Source organism: Halorubrum sp. SS7 (assembly GCF_005435055.1).
Taxonomy (GTDB): Archaea; Halobacteriota; Halobacteria; order Halobacteriales; family Haloferacaceae; genus Halorubrum; species Halorubrum salinarum.
Genome location: NZ_SGXV01000476.1, coordinates 1 through 319, shown reverse-complemented (window position 1 = coordinate 319; position 319 = coordinate 1). Strand labels below are relative to the sequence as shown.

The window sequence follows — 319 nt, the reverse complement described above, 5'->3', positions numbered from 1 at the left end:
ACTGTATCACACAATATGAGCACCGACACAGACGCGGGCGACGACCGGATGGAGAAGATCAACGTCCGGGTTCCGAAGTCCCTGCTGGACCGTATCGACGAGGAGTGGGAACGGCGGGGGTACGCGAGTAAGTCCGAAGCGATCCGCGACGCGCTGCGCGACTGGGTGGACCCGTCGGTGACGCTCTCCGAGGAGACGCTGTCTGATTTGGCGGAGAGCCGCGAGCAGGCGGACCGCGACGAGACGGTGTCGGCCGACGAGGGACGCGAGCGACTGGGCCTGGATGACTGAGGTCGAGTACACCGAACAGGCGCTCTCT

1 protein-coding gene is annotated in these 319 nt (G+C 64.9%); it reads left to right on the top strand.

The annotated features are described in order from the left end of the window. Nucleotides 1-15 precede the first annotated feature (15 nt). On the top strand, nt 16-291 hold the full coding sequence (locus EXE44_RS18855; protein ID WP_137706058.1) for a ribbon-helix-helix domain-containing protein: 276 nt from the start codon (nt 16-18) through the stop codon (nt 289-291). Nucleotides 292-319 lie beyond the last annotated feature (28 nt).

Excerpts from the sequence above, each read along its gene's own strand:
- EXE44_RS18855 (WP_137706058.1), top strand. The coding sequence starts at position 16 with ATGAGCACCGACACAGACGCGGGCGACGACCGGATGGAGAAGATCAAC.